We start from the raw sequence: 24609 nt of genomic DNA, 5'->3' as shown, positions 1-24609 counted from the left end.
GAAATGAAATTTATTCAAGAGATTAATTAGAGCTTATAAGAAGCTAAAGTTTCATTTTATATGTGTAAAGTAAAAGGTGGTGGGGTTGCTAGAGGACTATGTTAATTTGTTATAGGTTTTACTAGCGGTATAATATGCAATACGGTGTAGATTTGAAAAGTTATGTACGAGTTAAAGAAGAAAGAAAAAATAATATTTCACAAAAAGCAAAGGAAAATTATCTTGGCTTATTGTTTCTTTTAGTTATGGGGTTTCTACTAAGTCGAGTGAATATTCCTGTTAATTTTACTATTATAAAAACTATAGCACCCTTTGGAGTTGCTTATATGTTAGTTTTTAATAAAAGAAATAATAATAAAGAAATAATAATGGCATTGACGGGTGTTATTGCAGGATATATAACCCTAGGGAATTTATCAGAAAATGTAGTTATATATATTGCTTTATCCCTCATGGCTATGGGATTAAATTATATACCTATGAAAATGAAAAGAGTAGAATTAACTTTAATTAAATTTATAGTGTTTTTTACTTTTATAATGGGATATAATTTTCTGATTTTAAACAAAGATATAGTATGGAACTTATCTGTGACATCAATGAATGTAGTTTTTATAATACCAGCATATTTTTTGATGAATTATTCTATGGAGTGTATAAGTGAAATAAATAATAATCATTATTTCACATCTGAAGAAATAATAAGTATAGAATTATTATTATCATTGTTAATAGTAGGAATAGGATCAATTTCAATTTTTAATATATATGTGAGAGGAATATTTTCAGTAGTAGTACTTTTATTATTTTCTTATATAGTAAGAGGAAATAATGGTTCAGTTATAGGAATTATATTAGGTATCCTCCTTGGAGTTACAACAAAAAATTTTGCTTTTGCTGTAGCTGTGTATGGTATAAGTACTTTAGTTGCTTCTATTTTTAAAGAGGGAGGAAAAATTCTAACAATTTTAGCTTTCTCAGTGAGCTATTTAATAATAACTTATTATGGAGGAACTATTACAAAATACACTTTTTATGAATTAGGATTAGGAGCAGTTATCTTTTTATTGTTACCTAAAAAATTTATTAATAAAATAGAAGTTGAATTTGACGAAGAGAAGAAGCAAGAAGATTTTAATGAGTTTCATTTTAAAAAGATGAAAGATGAGTTAGCTCTTAGGCTTGGAAATTTTGCAGATGTATTAACTACTATGAGTGTGACTTTAAATACTATTGTAGAGAATGAGGAATTAGTTAATAAAAATAAGGGTGAAGCATTAATTAATAATTTGGCAGATAGAGTTTGTGCAGACTGTGATTTTAAAAAGGTTTGTTGGAAAAGAGAAATGCATGAGACCTATACAGCTTTTGCAGAATTAATAGAAAATTGTGAAGAAGGAAAGGCTAGATTTCCTATATGTTTAGAAAAAAAATGCTTGAAAAAAGCTACTCTTATTAAAGTATCTAGTGAGTTAGTAAATACTCATATTCTTCAAGAAACTGTGAAAAGAAGGTTAGGAGAAGGGCGTAAATTACTTTCTGACCATTTAAATAATATGTCTGTGACTGTTGAAGAAATCATTGATGATTTTAACAAAGAAGTTGCTTTAGCTATTGATATTGAAAAAATAATAAGGAAAGAATTAATAAAAAACAATATTAAATTCAGAGAATTATTTTGTTATAGAGATAGGTCAGGAAGAGATAATATAAAAATAGCCATGTATAATTGTGGAGGAACTCAATATTGTATTAAAGAATTATTGCCAATTGTTAATAAAGCATTAGGGAAGACTATGGCAATAGGTGAGGAGTGTAATATAAATCCAAATAGTCAATGTTGTGAGATTTTAATAGAGGAGGCTCCAAAATTTCATGTAAGTTCCCATGTGTCTTTAATAGCTAAAGAAGGTGAAAAATATACAGGAGACTCTCATAGTATAATGAAAAATAAAAATGGGCAACATTTAGCATTACTTTGTGACGGTATGGGTTCAGGGTCTAGAGCTGGTGCTGAAAGTAAGTTAACTGTTGAAATGATGGAGAAGTTTAGTGAAGTAGGATTTAATGAAATAATAGCTATTGATACTATAAATTCTATAATGTCTATTAAATTTAGTGAGGAAGAAAAATTTTCAACCTTGGATATGCAAAAAATAAATTTATATACAGGTGATATTAAGTTTATAAAGGTTGGAGCTGTAGAAAGCTTTATTAAAAGAGGAAAGAATGTAGAAGTAATAGAATCAAAAACTTTACCTTTTGGTGTTTTAGATTCTCCAGATACAGATATATTAGATAAAAAGCTAAAGGGTGGAGAATTTATTGTAACCATAAGTGATGGAATATTAGATGTGAATAAAGGTGGAGATTTAAATAATCAATGGTTAGTAGAACTTTTAAGAATTAGTAGAGCTAAAACTGCAAAAGAATTATCTAATGAAATTTTAGCAGTTGCAAAGGAGAAAGCAGGAGGAAGAGCAAAAGATGATATGACTGTTCTTGTATCTAAAATTTATGCTCTTAATTAGTAATAAATCCTTAATGATAGTGTTGTTGTGTTTAATTAATTTTTTTTACAACACTATCTTTTTATATGTCAAAGTATTTTTGACTTTTCTTTATTGGTTACAATAAATTATTAATTTATGTTATAATAGTTATTGAATTTAAACGATGGAGTGTGTTATTTATGCAAGATAAAGTTTTTAAATATATCAAAGAAAACTCCATGATTGATGAAGGTGATAAAGTTTTAGTAGCTTTATCTGGAGGACCTGATTCTATATGTCTTTTGCACATATTAAATTCTTTAAAAACTAAATTAAATATAGAAATTTTAGCAGCACATGTTAATCATTGTCTTAGAGGTGAAAGTGCTAATAAAGATGAAGAATTTGCTAGAAAATTTTGTGAAGATTTAGGAATAGATTTTTATGTTAAGAGAGTAAATATAGATAAGGTTGCTAAGGAGAGAAAAATATCCACTGAAATGGCAGGAAGAGATGAAAGATATGCTTTTTTTAATGAATTAAAAGAAAACCTTAAAGTTAAAAAAATAGCTATAGCTCATAATGCTAACGATCAGGCAGAAACTCTAATAATGAGAATTGCTAGAGGAACGGGAGTAGATGGATTAGTAGGAATAAAACCTATAAGAGATGAAATCTACATAAGACCTATTTTATCTTTAACAAGAAGTGAAATAGAAAAATACTGTTTAGACAATGAACTAAATCCAAGAATAGATGAAAGTAATTTAGAAGAAATTTATTCTCGAAATAAAATTAGGCTTAAGGCAATACCTTTTTTAGAAAAAAATTTCAACAAGGATGCTATTAATGCTATAAATAGATTAGCTTATAGCGCTGCTAAGGATGTCGAGTTTATAAATAATATTGTAGATGAAAAATATCTAGGATTAGTAAGAGAAGAAGATGGAAGTGTATTGATTGAAAAGGAAGCTTTTTCTGAGAAGGAAGCTTTATTAACAAGATTAATAAGGAAAGCTTTAATTCATGCTTGTGGAATATCAAATAATTTTGAGATGAAGCATATATACGATATAATAAATCTTCAAAAGGGAAACACAGGAAAAAAGATAAATTTAACTAATGATGTTATAGTTATTAATGAATATGGAAAAATAAAAATAATAAATAAATATTCTATTGATAAAACTATAAATGAAGAAGTAAAATTTGACTTAAGTCAATTAGACGAAGGTATTAAAACTATTGAAGGTAAGTTTGGTAAAATAACCTTTAATCTTTTGGAAAATAACGGTGTTATTAATCTTAAAAATAATATTAATGAAAGATACTTTAGTATTGATGGCGTTAATGAAATAACTGTAAGAACAAGAAAAAATGGTGACACTATGATACCTTTTGGTATGACAGGTAGAAAAAAGGTTAAAGATATTTTAATAAATAATAAAATTCCCAAAGATAAAAGAGACCTAATTCCATTAATTTTATTTAATGATGAAATAGTATGGATTTCAGGTATAAGAAGTAGTAATCTATACAAAATAAAAAAGGAAAATAAAAAGTTACTTAAGGTAAGTTATGAAGGAAGGGAATCAGTATAGTATGATTGATATTAAAAATGACGTTAAAGAAGTGTTATATTCAGAAGAGGTTATAAGTAAGAGAGTAAAGGAACTTGGAGCAGCAATAAGTAAGGACTATGAAGGAAAAGACCTTTTAGTTGTAGGTGTATTAAAGGGCTCTATAGTATTTACAGCAGACTTAATAAAAGGTATAACTATTCCTTGTGAATTAGATTTTATGGCTGTTTCAAGTTATGGAAAGGCATCAGAAAGTTCAGGTATTGTTAGAATTCTAAAAGATCTAGATAATGATATAGAAGGAAAACACATACTTATTGTTGAGGATATAGTAGACACAGGAACTACTTTAAGTTATTTATTAAAATACTTAAAGGCAAGAAAAGCTGAAAGTATAGAAATAGTAGCATTATTAAATAAAGAAGCTAGAAGAAAGTCAAATGTAACAGTAAAATACAGTGGCTTTGATGTTCCAGATGAATTTATAGTTGGATATGGAATCGACTATGCTGAAAAGTATAGAAATTTACCTTTCATAGGAAGCCTAAAAAGAGAAATATATGAGAAATAATATTTGTTAATATTATTGTAAAATAAAAAATCATATGTTAAAATTTAATATTATTAATCAAGAGAGGGGGGTCCTATATGAAAAAAATGTCTAGTGCAACTACTTGGATTATACTATTTGCAATAATAATATGTGGTTCATATTTCTTTTATTCAAATAATACTACAGGAAATGCTGTATCATATACTACATTTAAACAAATGTGGGCAAATAACGAAATTCAAAGTATGAATGTTAGAGACGGTATTGTGCAAATTAAAGCAAAAGATAATAAACAATATGAAACTTATGTACCAGAAACTACATTCAATGCATTAATGCAAGAAAATAAAAATGAAGGTACTACAATAACATTTAAACCGCCAAGTAATAATTCATCTTGGTTCCAAATAATAATAACTGTATTAATGATGGGTGTTGGTATTTCAGTACTCTTCATGCTAATGCAACAATCACAGGGTGGAAATAAAGGAGCTATGAATTTTGGTCAGAGTAGAGCAAAAATGGCTTCTCCTGATAGAAAAAAAGTTACCTTTAAAGATGTAGCTGGTGCTAAGGAAGAAAAAGAAGAACTTGAAGAAATAGTTGACTTTTTAAGAGAGCCAAAAAGATATATCGACATGGGAGCTAGAATCCCAAAAGGTGTGTTATTGGTAGGGCCACCAGGAACAGGTAAAACATTATTAGCTAAGGCTGTTGCAGGAGAAGCTGGAGTTCCATTCTTCACAATCTCAGGTTCAGACTTTGTTGAAATGTTTGTTGGTGTTGGTGCATCAAGAGTTAGAAGTATGTTCGAACAAGCGAAAAAGAATGCTCCATGTATAGTATTTATTGATGAAATAGATGCTGTTGGTAGACAAAGAGGTGCTGGTGTTGGTGGAGGCCATGATGAAAGAGAGCAAACATTAAACCAACTTCTTGTTGAAATGGATGGTTTTGGTGTTAATGAAGGAATAATCATGATAGCAGCTACTAATAGACCTGATATCCTAGATTCTGCTTTATTAAGACCAGGTAGATTTGATAGACAAATTCTTGTAGCAGCACCTGATGTTGCTGGAAGAGAAGAAGTACTTAAAGTACATGTTAGAAATAAAAAATTAGCAGAAGAAATAGACTTAGCTGTATTAGCAAAGAGAACACCAGGATTTACTGGAGCTGATTTAGAGAACTTAACTAATGAGGCAGCTCTTTTAGCAGTTAGAGGAAATAAAAAAGAAATTGATATGGAAGATATGGAAGAAGCTATAACTAGAGTAATAGCTGGTCCAGAAAAGAAGAGCAAGGTTATTAGTGAACATGACAAGAAGCTTACTGCTTATCATGAAGCAGGGCACGCTGTTGTTATGAGACTTTTACCAAATGCAGATCCAGTACACGAAATAAGTATTATTCCAAGAGGTATGGCTGGTGGATACACTATGAACTTACCAACAGAAGATAGAAGTTACACATCAAAGTCAAAATTAAAAGACGATATGGTTGGACTTCTTGGTGGAAGAATAGCTGAACAACTTGTAATGGGTGATATAAGTACAGGTGCTAAGAATGATATTGATAGAGTAAGTAGTATTGCAAGAGCTATGGTTATGCAATATGGTATGAGTGAAAAAATAGGAACAATATCATTTGGAGAAAATAACGGCGAAGTATTCTTAGGAAGAGAAATAAGTAAAGGTAGAAATGTAAGTGAAGAAATAAGTGCTGAAATTGATAAAGAAGTTAAGTCCTTAGTTTCAGAAGCTTATGAAAGAGCTGAAAGTCTTCTGAAAGCAAATATGAGTAAATTAGACGCTGTTGCACAAGTTTTAATAGAAAAAGAAAAAATTGATGGTGAAGAATTTGAAAATATCTTCGTAGCATCATAAAGTAAAATGAGGTTGTATTAATTTAATACAATCTCATTTCTTTTTTGTAAAATTACGAAGATTTACATAAAAAAGAAATAAAATGTTCGACAATCTATTTTATTAATTTAAATTTATTAGTATAATAAGTTATATAGCAAAAGAGATTTATTTATAAAATATAAATGAATGTTTAGGAGGGATTTATCCATGAAAAGCGATATACAAATAGCTCAGGAAGCAAAAATGGAACCTATAGTGAAGGTTGCAGAAAAAATAGGATTAAAGGATGATGATATTGAGCTTTATGGAAAGTATAAGTGTAAAATATCATTAGATATATATAAAAAAAATAAAGATAAGAAAGATGGAAAGTTAATTTTAGTAACAGCAATTAATCCAACACCAGCAGGAGAAGGAAAATCAACTGTTACAGTAGGGTTAGGTCAAGCTCTTAATAAAATTGGAAAAAATGCTATTATAGCTTTAAGAGAACCATCTTTAGGTCCTGTTTTTGGAATTAAAGGAGGTGCAGCTGGAGGGGGGTATGCACAAGTTGTACCAATGGAAGATATAAACTTACATTTTACAGGTGATATGCATGCTATAACAGCAGCGAATAATTTATTAGCAGCAGCTATTGATAATCATATACATCAAGGAAATACTTTAAGAATAGATTCAAGAAGAATTTTATTTAAAAGAGTTATGGATATGAATGATAGAGCTTTAAGAAATGTTGTTGTTGGAATGGGTGGAAAAATTAATGGTTTCCTAAGAGAAGATGGCTTTATGATAACTGTTGCTTCAGAAATAATGGCTATATTATGTATGGCTAGTAGTCTTTCTGATTTAAAAGAAAGAATGGGAAATATATTAATCGGATATAATCTAGATGGAAATCCTGTTTTAGCTAAGGAGTTAGAAGTAGAAGGCGCTATGGCTATGTTAATGAAGGATGCTATAAAGCCAAATTTAGTTCAAACCTTAGAAAATACTCCAGCAATAATACATGGAGGACCTTTTGCAAATATAGCTCATGGATGTAATTCAATTATGGCAACAAAAATGGCTTTAAAATTAGCTGATATAACAGTTACAGAAGCAGGATTTGGAGCAGATTTAGGAGCTGAAAAGTTTTTAGATATAAAGTGTAGATATGGTGAGTTAAAGCCTGATGCAGTAGTATTAGTAGCAACAATAAGAGCACTTAAACACCATGGTGGAGTTAAGAAGGATGAACTTAATATAGAAAATGTAGATGCACTTAAATTAGGGGTAAAGAATTTAGAAAAGCAAATAGAAAATATCGAAGGATATGGAATACCTGTAGTTGTAGCTATAAATAAATTTATAACAGACTCAAAGGCTGAGGTTGAGTATTTAAAAGAATTTTGTGCTTCTAAGGGTGTAATGGTAAGTGAAACAGAAGTTTGGGAAAAAGGTGGAGAAGGTGGAGTTGACCTTGCAGAAAAACTTGTGAAAGTTATGGAAGAAAGACCTTCAAAATTTAAAGTTCTTTATGATTCAGAAGAGGCAATAAAAGATAAAATCTTAAAAATAGCTCAAAATATATATGGAGCTACTGATGTTGTTTATACCAATGTAGCTTTAAAACAAATAGGTGAGATAGAAAAATTCAATATGGATAAACTTCCAATATGTATAGCAAAAACTCAATATTCACTTTCAGATAATCCTTCATTATTAGGAAGACCAGAGAATTTTTCTATAACAGTAAAAGAAGTTAGGGTTTCTAATGGAGCAGGTTTTATAGTTGTATTAACGGGAGATATAATGACAATGCCAGGATTACCTAAAGTACCAGCAGCAAATAAAATGGATATAAATGAGGATGGTTCTATAGTTGGACTATTTTAATAATATAATAACTTTAAATAATTAAATTTATTTTTCATGTCCTTTAAATATTCTAAAAATTGGGAATAACATTGTTCAGTTGCTTGACAAATGTACATATGTTGTTACAATTATTATTGTATATTTAAAGGACATTGAATTATATAGCAGCTCATTATAGCTGCTTTTAATTATATTAAGGTGGGTGAAACAGATGATTTTGTTGATTGATGCCGGTAATACTAACATAGTACTAGGCGTTCATAAGAATGGGGATTATATAGCAAGTTGGAGAATATCAACTGATCCTAAAAAAACTTCAGATGAATATGCAATACAAGTTATGCAATTATTCCATCAAAGTGATTTAAATCCTAATGAAGTAAATGGAATAATAATATCCTCAGTGGTTCCTAATATAATGCATTCTATTGAGAATATGATTAGGAAATGTTTTAAGCAAGACCCTATAATTGTTGGTCCTGGCATAAAAACTGGTATGAATATAAAATACGATAACCCAAAAGAAGTAGGTGCTGATAGAATAGTTAATTCTGTAGCAGCTTATGAAATTTACAAAAGATCTCTTATAATAATAGATTTTGGAACAGCGACAACTTATTGTGCAATAACTGAAAATGGAGATTATTTAGGCGGAAACATCTGCCCTGGAATAAAGATAGCATCAGAAGCATTATTTGAAAGAGCTGCAAAGCTTCCAAGAGTTGAATTAGAAAAACCTAAGAGTTTAATATGCAGAAATACAGTTACAAGTATGCAAGCTGGAATAATATATGGGTATATTGGCCAAGTTGAATACATAGTTAAAAAGATGAAGGAAGAAATGACTGCTTTAGGTGAGAAAGAACCTCTAGTAATTGCTACAGGTGGTCTATCTAAACTTATATATGATGGCACAAAAGTTATAGATAAAATAGAACCAAGATTAACTTTAGAAGGGCTTAAAATACTTTATGATAAAAATAAGGAGTTATAAATATGAAAATAGGTAATGTAACAACTGATTTGGATGTTTTTTTAGCACCAATGGCTGGGGTTACAGATGTAGCTTTTAGAGGATTATGTCATGAAATGGGCTGTGGAATGGTTTATACAGAAATGGTAAGCGCAAAGGCACTTTATTATGGCAATGAGAAAACAGAAGATCTAATGGTAGTTGCTGAAGAGGAATCACCTGTTGCATCTCAAATGTTTGGTAGTGATCCAGAAATAATGGCTTATGTAACAGAAAAATACTTTAATACAAATGATGACATATGTATTATAGATGTTAATATGGGATGCCCAGCAAATAAAATAGTAAAGAATGGTGATGGATCTGCATTACTTAAGAATCCAAAATTAGCCTATGATGTTATTAATAGCATAAAGAAGGTTGCAACAAAGCCTGTAACAGTAAAAATAAGAAAAGGTTATGATAATAATAACATAAATGCGGTTGAAATGGGAAAGATACTAGAAGCAGCTGGTGCAGATGCAATAACTATTCATGGAAGAACTAAGGAACAAATGTATACTGGAACTGCTGATTGGGATATAATAAGACAATTAAAAGAAGCAGTATCTATTCCTGTAATCGGGAATGGGGATGTCTTTACACCAGAAGATGCATTAAGACTTAAAAATCTTACAAATTGTGATGGGATAATGATTGCAAGAGGAGCTATGGGAAATCCATGGATATTTAGACAGATAGATCAGACTTTAAAGGGAGAAAAAGTAAGTATTCCTACTGCTGAAGAAAAAATTGATATGTGTATAAGACATCATCAATTAGCTGTTAAATATCATGGTGAAAGAAAAGGCGTTAGAGAAATGAGAAAACAAACAGCATGGTATATAAAAGGACTTCCAAATTGTGCAGAGATGAAAAATATCATCAATACTGAGGATAGTTCCGAGAAGGTAATTGAAATATTAAAGGAATATAAAAGCTTTTTAAAAGATAAATAAAAAAAAGAGCTTTTAATGAATAAATGCTAATAATTAATCATAGTATTTGTATAAATCTTTTTTTAATTATTTATTATTAAAAATATAATAACTATTAAAAGGAATATAAAAGTTGCTAGTTGTTGACATATTAATATGAAGACATTATAATTATGACATTTATAAGAAAAATTTAAAACTTAATTATCAATTGGTTGAATTAATCAAAATGATATAAAATATGTTATGATAAATCATATAAAGGGGAGAAAAATATGAGCGAGAAAAAACATGTAATGACTTACGAAGGTCTAAAAAAATTAGAACAAGAGTTAGAATACTTAAAAACAGTTAAGAGAAAAGAAATAACTGAAAAAATAAAAGTAGCTCTAGGATATGGAGATTTAAGTGAAAACTCAGAATACGATGAAGCTAAAAATGAGCAGGCTTTTACAGAAGGTAGAATACTTCAATTAGAAACTATGCTTAAAAATGCAGAAGTTGTTGATGAAAGCGAAATATCAACTGAAAAAGTTTCAGTAGGAGCTATTGTAAAAGTTAAAGATTATGAGTTTGATGAAGAGATAGAGTATTCAATAGTAGGTTCAGCAGAAGCAGACCCAATGAATAATAAAATATCAAATGAATCACCAGTTGGTGAGGCTCTAATCGGTAAAAAAGTAGGAGAAGTAGTAGAGGTTACTATTCCTGGAGGAATGGCTAAATTTGAAATCTTAGGAATTAGAAGATAGTAAGATTTAGATTTAAATAATAAAATAAAAAATAAGGGAGGTGAAACCGTTAAAGAAGTATATTCTAATAGCAGTATATTTTTTTGACGGGTTTAATAATGGCAAATGAGGAAAACAATGTTCACGAATTAGAAGCTGCATATAGCGAACAGGAAACTCTAAGAAGAGAAAAGCTAGCTGATTTACAAGCAAGAGGTAAAGACCCATTTGATGTTTATAAAGTAAACAGAACACATTCATCAGCAGACATAATAAATAACTTTGATGAACTAGAAGGTCAAACAGTAACAGTAGCTGGAAGAATCATGTCAAAGAGAGGCCAAGGAAAAGTTATATTCTCAGATATACATGATAGAGATGGTAAATTACAATTATTCATCAAAATTGATGTAGTTGGAGAAGAAACTTTAAAGGAATACAAAACTTATGACCTTGGAGACTGGGTTGCAGCAACTGGTGAAGTTTTCAGAACTCAAAAGGGAGAAATTTCAGTTAAACCAAGCGAAATAACTTTAATATGTAAATCACTTAAACCACTTCCTGAAAAATGGCATGGTTTAAAGGACCCAGATTTAAGATATAGACAAAGAGAAGTAGATATAATAACAAATCCAGAAGTAAAAACTACTTTCTTAAAGAGAGCTCAAATAATAAAAGGAATAAGAAACTTCTTAGATAATAGAGGATTTATAGAAGTTGAAACTCCAATATTAGGAGCTATTGCTGGTGGAGCCGCTGCAAGACCATTTATGACTCACCACAATACATTAGATATAGATATGTATCTAAGAATAGCAACTGAGTTACACTTAAAAAGATGTATAGTTGCTGGTTTTGAAAAAGTTTATGAAATAGGAAGAAACTTTAGAAACGAAGGTATGTCAGTAAGACATAATCCAGAATTTACAGCTATAGAATTATATGAAGCTTATGCTGACTATAACGATATGATGGAAATTACAGAAAATATGATAGCTGAAGTATGTACATTAGTTAATGGAACAACTAAAGTTAGCTATGAAGGTACTGAAATAGACTTTAAACCACCATGGAGAAGAATCACTATGGTTGATGCTGTTAAAGAATATGCTGGTGTTGACTTTAATGAAATATCATCAAATGAAGAAGCACAAGAAATCGCTAAGAAACATAACTTAGAATTCCCTAAAGACTTACAATATGTTACTAAGGGAGAAGTTCTTAATGCTTTATTCGAAGAATATGGTGAATCAAAATTAATACAACCAACATTCATAATAGATTACCCATTTGAAAATTCACCTCTTACTAAGAAGAAAAGAGGAAATGAAGAATTTACTGAAAGATTTGAAGGATTTGTTTTTGGTAGAGAGCTATGTAACGCTTACTCAGAATTAAACGATCCTATAGTTCAAAGAGAAAGATTTGAACAACAAGCTAAACAAAGAGATCTTGGAGATGATGAAGCATACATGATAGATGAAGAATTCATGAGTGCTTTAGAAACAGGTATGCCTCCAACAGGTGGTTTAGGAATAGGAATAGATAGATTAATAATGTTCTTAACTGATTCATCATCAATCAAGGATGTAATCTTATTCCCAACTATGAAACCACAAAATAACTAATATATCTATAGTTTAGTTATAATAAGATAATAGTCAAAGGTGGGAGTGAGTATAGGCTCAATTCTTACTTTGAGTTTAAGGAGCTATGTTAGATAGCTCCTTTTTATAATGTAATTTATAACTTCAAAAAATATTTTTTAATTTTTTTAAAAAAAGTATTGCATTTTTTTCTATTATTGATATAATAAATAATGTAATAAATATTCCGCAGTAGCTCAAGGGTGGAGCACTCGGCTGTTAACCGATAGGTTGGAGGTTCGAATCCTCTCTGCGGAGCCAAATTTGTATATATCACTGACTATAGTCAGTGCTTTTTTTTTGCTTATAAATTGAGAATTATTTCAGAGAAAGTTTTAATTGAAGTTGAATTTTAGGGTGGTTATTAGGGACATGTATTGTTTATCTTAAGTTTATAAAAGATTGACGTATTGTGGTTATTGGTTATGAGATAAAATAGGTTTTAATTTATCTTATAGCTAGAGGTTGTAATACTCCTTTCTTCTATAAGTAGGAGATAAATAGCCTCACGCTTTTAGATAACATTCACTAAGTATTCAGATGGAGTCAAAGCTTCAACTAAATTAAGTCTACGTTTATATTAAATTAAAAAATAAATAAAATTGTGGATAACTTTTCAGAATGTAAGCTGTGGATAACTTTTTAAAAAGTTATCCACAATCTATTTTAGAAAAAAGTATCCACAGATTTGTAGAACTTTATTAATTAACAACGTAAAATTTTTATTTTACATTATTGCTTTAAACATATATAATTATCTTAAAAACACAGAACATTAATATATCATGTTCTGTGTTTTTTAGCAATTAATTTAATCCTGATTAGTAACAATAAATTTTTATATAAATTGAGACTTAATTCAAATAAAGTTTTGAGTTTAGTTAAGTTTTAGTAGAAATTATCTAGGAATCTATGTCTGTTTATTTTTAGTTCATAGAATATTGAAGTGTTACAGATATTAGTGATTATCGGATAATATTATTGCATAAATTAATCATAGGATAATTTTATACGAAAGAAAAAGGAGAAATATTATGAGTAAATTAAATGTAGAAATATTAAAAGCATCATCTATGAATGATGGAAGAGAAATGACTGTTTATCCAGTTCTTATTTTTGATGAAGAAAAAGCTGTTTTAGTAGATACAGCTTATCCAGGTCAATTTGAAATATTAAAAGCTGAAATAGAGAAGCATGTAAGTATAGAAAAATTAAAAGGTATAGTTATAACTCATCATGATATAGATCACGTAGGAACTGTAAAACAATTTAAAGAACTTTTAGGGGATAATGTAACAATATATTCAACTGATGTAGAAGCTGAATTTATTTCAGGAGAAAAAACTCCACTAAAAATACAAATGTTAGAACCAAACAGAGAAAAACTAGATGAAGGTGCTAGAGGATTCCTTGATTTCTTAAAAGGAGCATTCCCAAATTTATTTATTAAAGTAGATAAAACTTTCAAGGCTGGAGATAGATTACCAATATTTGAAGAAGTAGAAACTTTAGATATGCCAGGACATACTTTAGGTCACATATGTATTTATGTAAGAGACCAAAAAACATTATTAACAAGTGATGCTATAGCTTTAGAAAATGGTAAATTAGAAAGAATTAATGATTTTTATAATTATGATATAGAGCAAGCAAAACAATCATTAGAAAAATTAAGAGATTTAGATATAAATAGAGTTCTTTGCTACCATGGTGGAGAGTATAACGGAACAATCAATGTAGATCAATTACAAAAATAACATAAAATCTTGTAATTAGGTTAATAATATAATTAAGAAATGTATATATAATTATTATGCATTTTAACTGCTTTAAATAGCTATATAGGTAGATTTTTAGTGACCTCTCAACTATATAGTTATTTTAGCAGTTTTTTATTATAACAAAGTTTAATGTGCAATTTTTATATAGTTGTTAAGTGTTTTATGTACCATTAAGTATAATCATAGTAAAAACTATTGACTTATAATATAGTTCTGATAAAATGAGAATATACAAAATATAAAAGTAAATAGGTACAGTGAGAAAGAGGAGTACTATTAAGTCTTATTTTTAGAGAGGTAATGGTTGGTGCAAATTACTATAAGGATAATAGGAATGGAGCTTTTGAGTACATTATTCAAAGTTGAGCTTTTGCTAAGAAGGGTGGAACCGCGGAATAGAATTTCGTCCCTTTAAAGTATGAAGGCTTTTTTTTATTTTCAAAAATAGCAAGAAACCCTAAATAATTAGGACAAATATAAAAATTGGAGGTTTAGATTATGTCAGTAGAAAAGACTATGGAAAAAATAGTTGCTTTATGTAAGAATAGAGGATTTATATTCCCTGGATCAGATATATATGGAGGATTAGCAAACTCTTGGGATTACGGCCCATTAGGTGTTGAATTTAAAAATAACGTAAAAAAAGCTTGGTGGAAAAAATTTGTTCAAGAAAGCAAATATAACGTTGGATTAGATGCTGCTATATTAATGAATAGAGAAGTTTGGGTAGCATCAGGACACGTTGGTGGATTCTCAGACCCATTAATGGACTGTAAAGAATGTAAAGCTAGATTTAGAGCTGATAAATTAGTTGAAGATCATATGACTGCTAATGGAGCAGAAGTTGCAACTGCTGATGGTTGGAGCAATGAAGAACTAATGGACTACATCACAAAAAATAATATCGTATGTCCAAAATGCGGAAAGCTTAACTACACAGAAATAAGAAAATTCAACTTAATGTTTAAAACTTTCCAAGGTATAACTGAAGATAGCAAAAATGAAGTTTACTTAAGACCAGAAACAGCTCAAGGTATATTTGTTAACTTTAAAAATGTTCAAAGAACTTCAAGAAAGAAAGTACCATTTGGTATAGCTCAAATAGGTAAATCATTCAGAAATGAAATAACTCCAGGTAACTTTACTTTCAGAACTAGAGAGTTTGAACAAATGGAATTAGAATTCTTCTGTAAGCCAGGAACAGATTTAGAATGGTTCAAATACTGGAAAGATAATTGTTGGAACTTCCTATTAAATTTAGGAATGAACAAAGAAAATATCAGAATGAGAGACCATGGGGAAGAAGAATTAAGCTTCTACTCAAATGCAACTTCAGATATAGAATATTTATTCCCATTTGGATGGGGTGAGCTTTGGGGAATAGCAGATAGAACTGACTATGACTTAAACAAACATGCTGAACACTCAGGACAAGATTTAAGTTACTTAGACCCAACAACTAACGAAAAATATATCCCATATGTTATAGAACCATCATTAGGAGCAGACAGGGTTGCTTTAGCATTCTTAGTTGAAGCTTATGATGAAGAAGTTTTAGAAAGTAATGGAAAAGAGGATATAAGAACAGTAATGCACTTACATCCAGCTTTAGCACCATATAAAGCAGCTGTATTACCACTTTCTAAGAAGTTATCAGAAAAAGCTGATGAAGTTTATTCAGAGCTTTCAAAACACTTTAACATTGAATATGATGAAACTGGAAGTATAGGTAAGAGATATAGAAGACAAGATGAAATAGGAACACCATTCTGTATAACAGTTGATTTTGAAACTGAAACAGATGGATGTGTAACTATCAGACATAGAGATTCTATGGAACAAGAAAGAGTTAAAATTGAAGATGTTAAAGACATCATAGCTAAGAGCTTAGAATTTTAAGATTTAAAATGATTAATATAAGAGGATGTAAAGAGGATGTATCAAATTCAGATACATCCTCTTTTCCTTTTATCTAGCTATATAGCTTCACCATTTGTGACCACTCACCTACGTAAAGAAACTCTAATATTTTTTCTACAACAGTTTCTAAAATTTCCAAACTCACTTTGTTCAAATAGTGGAAGTTTTTTTATGAATTAAGTTTTAGAGATAAAGAGAAAATTAAAAATAGTAAAGCTTACAACTAATAAGGTGAATGTTAAAAAATGAGAAAAAATTACAACGAAAATGTTGACCAAATAGAAGGCCGAGAATATAATAATCATATAGATATTATCTTTTTGATAATATCTAATTATTAATAAGTGTGGAGGTGATAAATTGACCTTTAATTCGGAAGTTAAAAATAATCCTGAGGAGGAATTCTTAAAAAGTTATGATGAAAGTATATATGATAAACCTTCAGTAACTGTAGATATGGTTTTATTTACTGTTGGTGAGAAGCAAATAGATAATCGAAAAAGAAAAAATTTAGAAAAAGAACTTAGGATTCTTTTAATTAAAAGAAAGAATTATCCTTTTAAAGGATATTGGGCTATACCTGGTGGATTTATAGATATAAATGAAAGCCTTGAGGCAAGTGTATATAAAAAATTGAAGGAAGAAACAAATATAGAGAACGTTTATTTTGAACAATTATATACTTGGGGAGAGCTAAATAGAGACCCAAGAATGAGAGTAATATCAGCTTCATATATGGCTTTAGTAAATAGAAATAACTTAAAAGAAATAAAAGGTGAAAGAACTGAAGATATAGGTTGGTTTACTGTTAAAAAAGAGTTAGTGAGTACTAAGAAATTACTGCCAGATAAATTAGAAAGTATTTATACTTTATCCTTTGTAAATGAAGAAAAAGGTATAGAGTTAAAATACACAATTACAGAAAATAAAAAAATAAGGGATTTTAACGTTGAAGAAAGTTATGAAATAAAAGAAAATAATGAAAATGAAAAAATAGCTTTTGATCATGTTAAAATAATAAACTATGCTTTAGAAAGAATGCAGAACAAAGTTCAATACAGTACTATAGCATTTAGTTTGTTACCAGAGCTTTTTACCCTTACTGAACTTCAACAAGTTTATGAAATGATTTTAGGAAGAGAACTTATAAAATCAAATTTCAGAAGATGGATAAATCCATTAGTTGAAGAAACTGATCAGAGTAAAAGAGAAGGGGCTCATAGACCATCAAAGTTATTTAGATTAAGAAAAGAAGCTATTATAGATGGGATTTTAAATATATAAAATTTTGAGGTGATTTTTATGATTAAATTTTTAGAGCAAATAAATAATGAATTCAAAGACATTGAAGCCCTAGACATGAACTCCTTAGAAAATAGGAAAGAAATCACTAAAGATAATACAGCAATAATAGTTGTTGATATGGTTAAAGGCTTTTATAATGAGGGCCCCCTACAAAATGAAAAAGTTAAAGAAATAATAAATCCAATGATTAAATTTTTTACTAAAGTAAAAGACTATAATAAGATATTTTTTATAGATAGCCATGATGAAAAGTCAGTTGAATTTTCTTCTTATCCAGCACATTGCATTTGTGGAACAAGCGAATCATCTATAATTGATGAATTAGCAGATTTTCTTCAAGATAAAAATTCAGTAGCAATAAGAAAAAATAGTATTAATGGATTCCATAGCGCTGAATTTCAAAAATGGATAAGTAATAATGGAGAAATAAAAAATTTTATTATAGTAGGAGTTTGTACAGATATTTGTGTTAAAACTTTAGCAATATCACTTAAAACTTATTTTAATGAAATTAATCAATATAAAAGAATTATAGTTCCTAAGAATATGGTTGAAACCTATGATGCACCATTTCATAATAGAGAATTTAATAATTTAATATCTTTTTATGAAATGAGAAACAATGGAATAGAAGTAGTTAAAGAAATAATATAAAGTTAAATTTTATCTAAGAAAATTTATTTTAATAAGGTTCTAGGAGGGACATATTTTGAAAAGTATTAATGTAAAAGAAAAAAGAACTTTAGGAATGCTTATGGATTTTTATGAATTAACAATGAGTAATGCCTATTTAAATGAGGGATTAAAAAATAAAATAGTTTATTTTGATATGTTTTTTAGAAAAGTGCCTGAGAATGGTGGCTTTGTAATAATGTCTGGTGTTGAACAAATTATAGAATATATAGAAAGCTTAAGTTTTGATGACGAAGATATATCATATTTAAGAAGTTTAAATATATTTAAAGAAGAATTTTTAAGTTATTTAAGAGACTTTAAATTCTCAGGTTCAATATATGCTGTACCTGAAGGAACTCCAATATTTCCAGGTGAACCTATATTAACTGTTAAAGCACCTATAATAGAAGCTCAATTAATAGAAACAATGATATTATTAACAATAAATCATCAAAGTCTTATAGCAACTAAAGCAAATAGAATTGTAAGAGCTGCAGAGGGAAAAACAGTTCTTGAGTTTGGTGCAAGGAGAGCACAAGGTTATGATGGAGCAGTATATGGTGCAAGAGCAGCATATATAGGAGGAGTTCAAGGAACAGCTACAACTATAGCTGGTCAAAAGTTTGGTATGCCTGTTTCAGGAACTATGGCTCATAGTTGGGTCCAATTATTTGATGATGAATTTGAAGCCTTTAAAACTTATGCTGAAAATTACCCTGATGGATGTGTATTATTAGTAGATACTTATTCAGTAATGAATAGTGGTGTACCAAATGCCATAAGAGTGGCAAAAGAAATTTTAGAACCTATGGGAAAAAGACTTAAGGGAATAAGATTAGATAGTGGAGATATGGCATATTTATCAAGAAAATCTAGAAAACTTTTAGATGAAGCTGGTCTTACAGATTGTCAAATCATTGCATCAAATTCTTTAGATGAATATACCATAGGAAGTTTAATAAGACAAAAAGCAAAAATAGATGCTTTTGGAGTGGGAGAAAGATTAATAACATCAAAGGCTGAACCAGTATTTGGTGGAGTATATAAATTAGTAGCAGTAGAAGAAGATGGTATTATAATACCAAGGATAAAATTATCAGAGAATCCTGAAAAAGTTTCAAATCCAGGATTTAAAAAGTTATATAGACTTTTTGATAAAGAAACAGATAAAGCAATAGCAGATGTAATAACTATGAGTGATGAAGTAATAGATGACACAAAACCATACAAAATATTTGATCCAGTTCATACTTGGAAGAAGAAAACCGTTCAAAACTTTTATGCAGTTGAACTACAAAAAACTATTTTTGAAAATGGTAAATTAGTTTATGAAAAACCTTCTTTAGAGGAAATAAGAGAATATAGTAAAGCGGAAATTGAAAAACTATGGGAAGAAGTTACTAGATTTGAAAATCCACACACTTATTATGTAGATTTATCAAAGAGTTTATGGTTAACTAAGGATAACTTAATATCAAGGTATAAGGATAATGAATAAAAAAATAATTGCAGTATATGGAGGGAGCTTTAACCCTCCAACTATAGCACATGAAAAAATATCAAAGGATATTTTATCTTTAAATAATGTGGATAAATTTATATATTTACCAGTTGGGGATAAATATGAAAAACCTGAACTCATAAGTTCTTTCCATAGACTAAATATGCTTGAAATAATGGTTAATGAAATTAAAAAATCTGGAGTAACTTCAGTAGAAGTAAGTGATCTTGAAGTGAAATCTAAAAATCTTTTATATACAATTGATAGTTTAAGAGCTATAAAAAATAGATATAAGGATAAAGATGTAGCTTTTGTTATGGGAACTGATAATCTAATAGATTTTGAAAATTGGGAAAAACCTATAGAATTATTAGAAGAGTTTTATTTTATAGTAATAGAAAGAAAAAATCAAAGTGTAGAAGAAATATTAGAAAGATTTAAGTTTCTAAAAAAATACACAAATAAATTTATAATTCTTAAAAAAACTTCTTATGAAGCAGTAAATTCTACATTTATAAGAGAAAATATAAACAATATATCTTTAATAAAAGATTATGTTAATAAAGAAGTGTTAGAATATATAAATATTAATAATTTATATGGAGGGACAAAACATGAATAAAAATTTTTTCATTACAGAAGAAAATGCAGAAGAATATGCTATTAAAATCTCAAAATTTATAGAAGAGAAAGTAAAAGAAGCTAATGCAAAGGGTGTTATTTTTGGAATGAGTGGTGGAATAGATTGTTCCTTAGTAGCAGCACTTTGTGCTAAAGCAGGAGTTGAAACTTTATTAGTAATGATGCCATATGGAGATAGTATGGAGAGAACTAAAGATAGTAAGGACGCTTTAGAATTAATAGAGAAATTTGATTTAGATTATACAACAGTTGATATAACAACAACTGTAGACGCTCTAGAAGATTCCCTAAAAAAATCATGCAAAACTTTAAAAGGGGTAGAAATAGAACTAGGTAGTTTAGCACTTAGTAATATTAGACCAAGAGTAAGAATGACAACACTTTATGCTTTAGGGCAAAGTTTAGGGTATATGGTTGTAGGAACAGGAAACTTATCTGAAAGAACTGTGGGATATTCAACAAAGTGGGGAGATAGTGGCCATGACTTCAACCCAATAGGAATGCTTACTAAAACCGAGGTAAGGACATTAGCTAGATACTTAGGAGTTCCAACATCAATAATAGAAAAAGCTCCATCAGCAGGACTTTGGGCTGGTCAAACAGATGAGGACGAAATGGGTGTAACTTATAGAGAAATAGATGACTATATATTAACAGGTGGAAAAAACATATCAAAGGAAGCTTTTGAGAAGATTAAAAGAAAAGAAGAATTAAATAAACACAAATCAGAAATGCCTCCTATTTGGAATTTAAAATAAAGAAGATAGTTTATTAAAGTGATAAAGAGCTTCTTTACGTAGGTGAGTGGTCACAAATGATGAAGCTATATAGCTATATAAAAGGCAGAAGAGGATGTATCTGTAATTTGATACATCCTCTTTTTTATGAAATTTTAATTTTTTATTCTACTCTTTTTCCATTTTCATCTCTTTTTTTAGGACCAGAACCGTTGTCTCTAAATCCATAACCATCTGATACAACTCTATTGATTGCTCTAATTTTTCCTGTAACACATCCTCTACAATGAGCAGGAGTATCACCTATGCATATTTTTCCTGGGTATAATTTATATAAGGCTCTATACTCACCTTCAGTAACATTAGGCATAACAACATTAGCTCCACATTGAAGAGCGATTGTTCTTCCGTTTTTATCTAGGGTTTCCATTGCAGTAGTAGCAGGAATATTTATATCAGGTAATAGTAGTCTTATTAAGGCCATCATTTTTAAAGCAAGATGAAAATCTCCAGTTTTACAATCTTTTAAAGGAGTTTCTTCATTTGGTATAAAAGGCCCTATACCAAGCATATCAGCATCTAATTCCTTAAAATATAATAAGTCATCAGCAAGGGATTCAATAGTTTGACCTGGTAGCCCAACAAGAGCACCACTTCCTACCTCATAACCAGCAGTTCTAAGGTCTCTTAAGCATTGCTTTCTGTTTTCATGACTCATTCCTGGATCTAATTTTTCATAAAGTTCCTTATCGGTAGTTTCTATTCTAAGTAAGAATCTATCAGCACCTGCTTCTTTAAATGCTTTATATTCTTCAAGACTTCTTTCACCTATACTAAGTGTTATAGCAACTCCTAAAGCTTTAATTTTTTTTATTAATGGGACTAATCTTTCCACTGTAAAGTAAGGATCTTCTCCACCTTGTAAAACTAAGGTTCTGTAACCATAACTAACAGCTTTCTCAGCAAAATCTAAGATTTCTTCTTCTGTAAGTCTATATCTTTTAATTATTTTATTATCTCTTCTAAGTCCACAATACATACAATTTCTTTTGCAGATATTAGTAAATTCTATAAGCCCTCTTAAATGAACTTCATTTCCTAGAGTTTTATCTCTTACTTCATCAGCAGCTTTATAAAGTTCCTCATTTATAGAATCATCTTTTAATAGTTCGATTAATTCTTCTCGAGTGAGAAGGTGTTCTTTTTTTAACTTTTCGATAAGTTTATTCATAGATATATCACTATTTCCTAAATATAAAATTATTTTAATAGGTAATAACATATTTAGAGAAATAGTACCTCCCTTCCTAATGTGAAAATATATAATAAGAAGATAAAAAGACTTAATTCAAAAATATTTGAACTTTAGTCTAATTAATTTATAGGCTTGTCAATTTTTTTTCACCTTTAGAATAATTAAAATATTGAATTGATTAGCTATAAATTAAATATAACTAATTATATATAAATTATTGGAATAAATACAAGGTAATATTAGTATCATATAGGACTTTTGTATATTTAATTTCTATAAGGTGTTATAATTAATGAAAAGGTGGTTAGTATTTATTAATAGAATATTTTATTAGATATAATGCCAATTTGAACAATAAAATAGGAGTGATTTGAAGTATACTATCAGATAAATTGAGGTAATAAAATTTTAATAATAGATAAGATTTTTAAACTTTTGGAGGATATTATAAAATGAAAAAAAATTTTGATGAATTTAAAGAGTTTATAAAAGGGAAAAAAGTAGCAGTAGTAGGTATAGGTGTTAGTAACATTCCTCTAATAAATTTTTTAGTAGAACTAAAAGCTAATGTAACAGCTTTCGATATGAAAAGTGAAAATGAATTAGGAGAAGTTGCAGAAGAGTTCAAAAAGAAAAATGTTAAATTAGAACTTGGAGAAAATTATTTAGAGGCTTTAACTAATTTTGAAGTAGTATTTAAAACACCATCAATGAGAATTGATTGTGAAGCACTTCAAAGAGTTGCAAAAGAAGGAGCTTATATAACTTCAGAGATGGAGGAGTTTGTTAGATATTGTAAGGGAAAAGTTTTTGCTGTAACAGGTAGTGATGGAAAAACGACAACAACAACAATAATATCAGAATTATTAAAAGCAGAAGGATATAATACTTGGGTTGGAGGAAATATAGGAACACCTTTATTTGCAAATATTGAAGAAATAAAGGATGATCATAAGGTTGTATTAGAACTATCAAGTTTTCAATTAATGACTATGGACTTACCTGTTGAGGTTGCAGTTGTGACTAATATAACTCCAAATCATTTAGATATGCATAAAGATATGGAAGAGTATGTAGAAGCAAAGAAAAATATATTTAAATATCAAGATGAAAATGGTCTTTTAATAATAAACGATGAAAATGATATAACAAAAGCATTAGATAAAGAAGCTAAAGGAAAAGTTGAAAGATTTAGTTCTAAAAAAGTAAACAATGAAGACGCTTACTATGATAATGGAAGTTTATATGTTCATGGAAAAGAAGTTTGTAAAAAAGATGATATTATCATAAAAGGTATGCATAATGTAGAGAATTTCCTTGCTGCATTTTTAGCTGTTGAAAGTGACGTTAAAATAGAAACAATGAAAAGTGTTGCTGAAAGCTTTGGTGGAGTAGAACATAGATGTGAATTTGTTAGAGAATTACATGGTGTCAAATATTATAATGATTCAATAGCTTCAAGTCCAACTAGAACAGTAGCTGGATTAAGAGCTTTTGATGAACCAGTAATATTATTAGCAGGTGGATACGATAAAAAGATTCCTTTTGCACCTTTAGCAGAAGAAGGATATAAATATATAAAAGCATTAATTTTATTTGGATTAACAAAGAATAAAATAGAAGAGGCTTTCAAAAAAGTTGAAGAGGATAAAAATATAAAAATACCTACTTACGTAGTTAATAGTTTAGAAGAAGCTGTAGAGAAGGCAAAAGAAATATCAAAAGAAGGAGATAAAGTGACTTTATCTCCAGCATGTGCAAGTTTTGATATGTTTAAGAACTTTGCTATAAGGGGACAGGTATTCAAGGATTTAGTAAATAAACTAAATTAGTATGTAATAAGGCTATTTCAAAAGTGAGATTTAACTTTTGAAATAGCCTATTTATATGTATTTTTTATTTTATAATATCATTAGTATCCTTCATTAAGTAACTTTGTGTTTTATTAGGATATATAAAGAATATTTTTTCATCTCCTAAGAAGTATTCATTAGGGGAACCTAGATTAAGGTTAGTTGGTGATATATTTTCTTGCTCTAAATTAATTTTAAATAATTCATTATAACTATTATTATTCTTAAAAATTAGAGTGTTCTTAAGAGCTAATAAGTCG

19 protein-coding genes, 1 tRNA gene and 1 other annotated feature (1 of these 21 running past the window's edge) are annotated in these 24609 nt (G+C 28.9%); of the genes, 18 read left to right on the top strand and 2 right to left on the bottom strand.

What is annotated here, in order from left to right; genetic code table 11:
• Positions 1-134: 134 nt before the first annotated feature.
• From spoIIE to nadE, 17 genes are all read left to right on the top strand, one after another.
• Complete coding sequence (gene spoIIE, locus ARA19_RS15070; RefSeq protein ID WP_055071753.1) at positions 135-2531, top strand: stage II sporulation protein E; 2397 nt, start codon at positions 135-137, stop codon at positions 2529-2531.
• A gap of 161 nt (positions 2532-2692) precedes the next feature.
• Positions 2693-4093, top strand: a complete 1401-nt coding sequence (gene tilS / locus ARA19_RS15065; protein WP_055071752.1) for a tRNA lysidine(34) synthetase TilS — start codon at positions 2693-2695, stop codon at positions 4091-4093.
• A 1-nt stretch (position 4094) separates the two neighbouring features.
• The gene (hpt, locus tag ARA19_RS15060) at positions 4095-4643 is read left to right on the top strand and encodes a hypoxanthine phosphoribosyltransferase (protein WP_197276605.1); all 549 of its coding nucleotides are present in this window, start codon (positions 4095-4097) and stop codon (positions 4641-4643) included.
• 77 nt (positions 4644-4720) lie between these two features.
• Complete coding sequence (gene ftsH / locus ARA19_RS15055) at positions 4721-6511, top strand: ATP-dependent zinc metalloprotease FtsH (protein ID WP_055071751.1); 1791 nt, start codon at positions 4721-4723, stop codon at positions 6509-6511.
• Positions 6512-6700: 189 nt separating this feature from the next.
• On the top strand, positions 6701-8371 hold the full coding sequence (locus ARA19_RS15050; RefSeq protein WP_055071750.1) for a formate--tetrahydrofolate ligase: 1671 nt from the start codon (positions 6701-6703) through the stop codon (positions 8369-8371).
• Between the two features lie 193 nt (positions 8372-8564).
• Positions 8565-9347 (top strand): type III pantothenate kinase, encoded by a 783-nt coding sequence (locus ARA19_RS15045; protein ID WP_055071749.1) that lies wholly within the window; start codon positions 8565-8567, stop codon positions 9345-9347.
• Positions 9348-9349: 2 nt separating this feature from the next.
• Positions 9350-10324 carry a tRNA dihydrouridine synthase DusB gene (dusB, locus tag ARA19_RS15040; protein WP_055071748.1) on the top strand — a complete coding sequence of 325 codons (975 nt, stop codon included), beginning with the start codon at positions 9350-9352 and terminating at the stop codon, positions 10322-10324.
• Positions 10325-10578: 254 nt separating this feature from the next.
• Positions 10579-11055 (top strand): transcription elongation factor GreA, encoded by a 477-nt coding sequence (gene greA, locus ARA19_RS15035; RefSeq protein ID WP_055071747.1) that lies wholly within the window; start codon positions 10579-10581, stop codon positions 11053-11055.
• 98 nt (positions 11056-11153) lie between these two features.
• Positions 11154-12662 carry a lysine--tRNA ligase gene (gene lysS / locus ARA19_RS15030; RefSeq protein WP_055071746.1) on the top strand — a complete coding sequence of 503 codons (1509 nt, stop codon included), beginning with the start codon at positions 11154-11156 and terminating at the stop codon, positions 12660-12662.
• 204 nt (positions 12663-12866) lie between these two features.
• Positions 12867-12941 (top strand) — tRNA-Asn (locus ARA19_RS15025).
• Between the two features lie 773 nt (positions 12942-13714).
• Positions 13715-14437, top strand: a complete 723-nt coding sequence (locus ARA19_RS15020; RefSeq protein WP_055071745.1) for an MBL fold metallo-hydrolase — start codon at positions 13715-13717, stop codon at positions 14435-14437.
• 272 nt (positions 14438-14709) lie between these two features.
• Positions 14710-14875, top strand: a binding site (T-box leader).
• 84 nt (positions 14876-14959) lie between these two features.
• On the top strand, positions 14960-16360 hold the full coding sequence (locus tag ARA19_RS15015; RefSeq protein ID WP_055071744.1) for a glycine--tRNA ligase: 1401 nt from the start codon (positions 14960-14962) through the stop codon (positions 16358-16360).
• A gap of 381 nt (positions 16361-16741) precedes the next feature.
• Entirely contained in the window at positions 16742-17665 is a 924-nt protein-coding gene (locus ARA19_RS15010) for an NUDIX domain-containing protein (protein ID WP_055071743.1), read from the top strand.
• An 18-nt stretch (positions 17666-17683) separates the two neighbouring features.
• On the top strand, positions 17684-18340 hold the full coding sequence (locus ARA19_RS15005) for a cysteine hydrolase family protein (protein WP_055071742.1): 657 nt from the start codon (positions 17684-17686) through the stop codon (positions 18338-18340).
• Positions 18341-18392: 52 nt separating this feature from the next.
• The gene (locus ARA19_RS15000; protein WP_479723136.1) at positions 18393-19859 is read left to right on the top strand and encodes a nicotinate phosphoribosyltransferase; all 1467 of its coding nucleotides are present in this window, start codon (positions 18393-18395) and stop codon (positions 19857-19859) included.
• Positions 19852-20484: a nicotinate (nicotinamide) nucleotide adenylyltransferase gene (nadD, locus tag ARA19_RS14995; protein WP_055071741.1), complete on the top strand. Its 633-nt coding sequence runs from the start codon at positions 19852-19854 to the stop codon at positions 20482-20484. Before ARA19_RS15000 ends, nadD begins: the two co-directional genes overlap by 8 nt.
• Positions 20477-21262 (top strand): NAD(+) synthase, encoded by a 786-nt coding sequence (nadE, locus tag ARA19_RS14990; protein ID WP_197276604.1) that lies wholly within the window; start codon positions 20477-20479, stop codon positions 21260-21262. The genes nadD and nadE overlap by 8 nt, the downstream gene beginning before the upstream one ends.
• Positions 21263-21404: 142 nt before the next feature.
• On the opposite strand, the gene hydE is transcribed toward nadE, so the two are convergent.
• Positions 21405-22472 (bottom strand): [FeFe] hydrogenase H-cluster radical SAM maturase HydE, encoded by a 1068-nt coding sequence (hydE, locus tag ARA19_RS14985; protein WP_055072128.1) that lies wholly within the window; start codon positions 22470-22472, stop codon positions 21405-21407.
• A 476-nt stretch (positions 22473-22948) separates the two neighbouring features.
• Between hydE and murD the strand changes: the two genes are divergently transcribed.
• The gene (gene murD / locus ARA19_RS14980; protein ID WP_055071739.1) at positions 22949-24328 is read left to right on the top strand and encodes a UDP-N-acetylmuramoyl-L-alanine--D-glutamate ligase; all 1380 of its coding nucleotides are present in this window, start codon (positions 22949-22951) and stop codon (positions 24326-24328) included.
• Positions 24329-24392: 64 nt separating this feature from the next.
• Here murD and ARA19_RS14975 read toward each other — a convergent pair whose 3' ends face one another.
• A protein-coding gene (locus tag ARA19_RS14975; protein ID WP_055071738.1) for a DUF5050 domain-containing protein crosses the window boundary here: on the bottom strand, positions 24393-24609 show its 3' portion. 824 nt of this gene lie beyond the right edge of the window; only the last 217 of its 1041 coding nucleotides appear in the window; its start codon lies off the right edge, out of view; its stop codon occupies positions 24393-24395.

This window comes from Clostridium massiliamazoniense, from assembly GCF_001403635.1.
GTDB classification, from domain to species: Bacteria; Bacillota; Clostridia; order Clostridiales; family Clostridiaceae; genus Sarcina; species Sarcina massiliamazoniense.
The sequence above is the reverse complement of the archived record's forward strand: the minus strand, read 5'-3'. Positions and strand labels throughout refer to the sequence as shown.